Origin of the sequence: Massilia sp. BSC265 (assembly GCF_000740675.1) — a bacterium.
GTDB lineage: Bacteria > Pseudomonadota > Gammaproteobacteria > Burkholderiales > Burkholderiaceae_D > Telluria.
The window spans coordinates 1-2,776 of sequence record NZ_JPXI01000001.1; the positions used below are offsets into that span (position 1 = coordinate 1).

A 2,776-nucleotide genomic window follows, 5' to 3' on the forward strand; every position below is an offset into this window, starting at 1 on the left:
GGTGATGCCGCTGATCGTGGAGATCACGACCAAGAGCGGCAAGAAATACATCGAGCGCATTCCGGCCGAGGTATGGCGCTACTCGCCCAAGAAGATCACCAAGCTGTTCGTCACCGACGAGCCGATCGTGGGCCTGGTCCAGGACCCGTACTGGGAGACCGCCGACATCGACGTGAGCAACAACGCGTGGCCGGCGAAAGCAACGCCGTCGCGCCTGGAACTGTTCAAGTCCGAGCGTGAACCGGCCAACAACCTGATGCGTGACTTCAACACCAAGCTCGCACCACCGAGGGCCCCGGGCCAGAAGGACGAAGCACCGAAGGCCGAGTAAATGGCTTGAGGTGTCCTGGCGTGGGCCTGTGCCCGCGCCTTCGCTTTCACCTACCGGCAGGGCTCGCGCCCTGCCGTTTGTTTATTGATGAAGACTATCGTTAGAAAATTCGCATGAAGATGAAGCAACTGCAGGTGGCGCTGGCCACTATGTTCCTGGCGGCGAGCGCAGTGGCCGCGCCGGCCTTCGACGACAAGTTCCGCCAGCTCGACGAGCTGCTGCCGACCGCCACCGACACCCGCACCGCCTCCGGCGCCCCGGGCCACCGCTACTGGCAGCAGCGAGCCGACTACCGCCTGCGCGCCACGCTCGACGAGGACAAGCGCGCCGTCACCGGTTCGGGCACCGTCACCTACACCAATAATTCGCCGGATACGCTGTCCTACCTGTGGGTGCAGCTGGACCAGAACATGTTCCGCGCCGATTCGGACAACCGCCGCATCTCCACCCTGCCCTCGCGCGAAGCCTGGCAAGCGCGCGGCAACGACGGCGTCAAGTTCGACACCCTGAAGGCTACGCTCGAACAGCGGCGCTTCGAAGGCGGCATCCAGGTCACCAGCGTGACCGGCGTTGATGGCCGCGCCTTGCGCCACACGGTCAACAAGACCATGATGCGGATCGATCTGCCGCGGCCGCTCAAGCCGGGCGCGCGCGTGTCCTTCAACCTGGCCTGGACCTTCAACATCCCCGAAGCGAACGTCGTCGGCCGCCGCACCGGCTTCGAGAAGTTCGACGACGGCAACGACATCTACCTGACTGCCCAGTGGTTCCCGCGCATGGCGGCCTACTACGACGTCAAGGGCTGGCAGCACAAGCAATACATGGGCGACGGCGAGTTCACGCTGGAATTCGGCGACTATGACGTGCAGCTGACCGTCCCGGCAGACCACGTGGTCGCGTCCACCGGCGAGCTGCAGAACGCGGATGCGGTGCTCACCGCGGCCCAGCGCGACCGTTTGCGCCAGGCGCGCAATGCGAAAAAGCCGGTCGTGATCGTCACCCAGGCCGAAGCCGAAGCCGCCGAGAAGGGCCGCTCGAAGGCAACCAAGACCTGGCACTTCAAGGCCAAGAACGTGCGCGACTTCGCCTTTGCCTCGAGCCGCAAGTTCATCTGGGACGCCCAGGGTATCAAGTCGGGCGACAAGGACGTGCTGGCGATGTCCTACTACCCGAAGGAAGGCAACCCGCTGTGGGAGCGCTATTCGACGGCGGCCGTGATCCACACCATCGAGCAGTACAACAAGTATTCCTTCGACTATCCCTACCCCACCGCGATCTCGGTGAACGGCTCGATCGGCGGCATGGAATACCCGATGATCTCGTTCAATGCCGGCCGCCCGGTCAAGGACAAGAAGACCGGCGAGATCACGTATGCGAAGAGCACCAAGTATGGCCTGATCAGCGTGATCATCCATGAAGTCGGCCACAACTACTTCCCGATGATCGTCAACTCGGACGAGCGCCAGTGGACCTGGATGGACGAGGGCATGAACAGCTTCCTGCAGTTCCTGGCCGAGGAAGCCTGGGAAGACAACTACCCGTCGCGTCGCGGCGAGGCGCGGCACATCGCCGACTACATGCGCAGCACCAACCAGGTGCCGGTCATGACCAATGCCGAATCGACCATCCAGCGCGGTAACAACGCTTACGCGAAACCTGCCACGGCGCTGAACATCCTGCGCGAGACCATCCTCGGCCGCGAGCTGTTCGACTTCGCCTTCAAGGAATACGCCGAACGCTGGAAGTTCAAGCGCCCGACCCCGGCCGACTTCTTCCGCACCATGGAAGATGCCTCCGGCACCGACTTGGACTGGTTCTGGCGCGGCTGGTTCTACACCACCGATGCGGTCGACATCAGCGTCGACGGCATCCTTGAATACACCGTCAGCACCAAGGATCCGGAAATCGAGAAGGCCTGGGCGCGCGCGCGCAAGCAGGAAGAGCCGATCTCGATCACCGACCAGCGCAACAAGGGCATGGAGCGCCGCGTCGACCGCTTCCCGGAGCTGAAGGACTTCTACAACGAGAACGACGACTTCACCGTCACCAACAAGGACCGCAACAAGTACAACGAGCTGATTAACGGCCTGGAGGACTGGGAAAAGGCCCTGCTCAAGGAAGGCAAGCACCTGTACCTGGTGGACTTCTCGAACAAGGGCGGCCTGGTGATGCCGCTGATCGTGGAGATCACGACCAAGAGCGGCAAGAAATACATCGAGCGCATTCCGGCCGAGGTATGGCGCTACTCGCCCAAGAAGATCACCAAGCTGTTCGTCACCGACGAGCCGATCGTGGGCCTGGTCCAGGACCCGTACTGGGAGACCGCCGACATTGACGTGAGCAACAACGCGTGGCCGGCGAAAGCGACCCCGTCGCGCCTGGAACTGTTCAAGTCCGAGCGTGAACCGGCGAACAACCTGATGCGTGACTTCAACACCAAGCTCG

1 protein-coding gene and 1 pseudogene are annotated in these 2,776 nt (G+C 62.7%); both read left to right on the top strand.

Annotated elements, in window-relative coordinates; translation table 11 throughout:
• Positions 1-331, top strand: a pseudogene (locus MA09_RS00005) (aminopeptidase); the annotation flags it as partial.
• A 113-nt stretch (positions 332-444) separates the two neighbouring features.
• Positions 445-2,776 (top strand): M1 family metallopeptidase (locus tag MA09_RS00010; protein ID WP_051933039.1); only part of this gene is annotated, 2,332 nt, incomplete at its 3' end.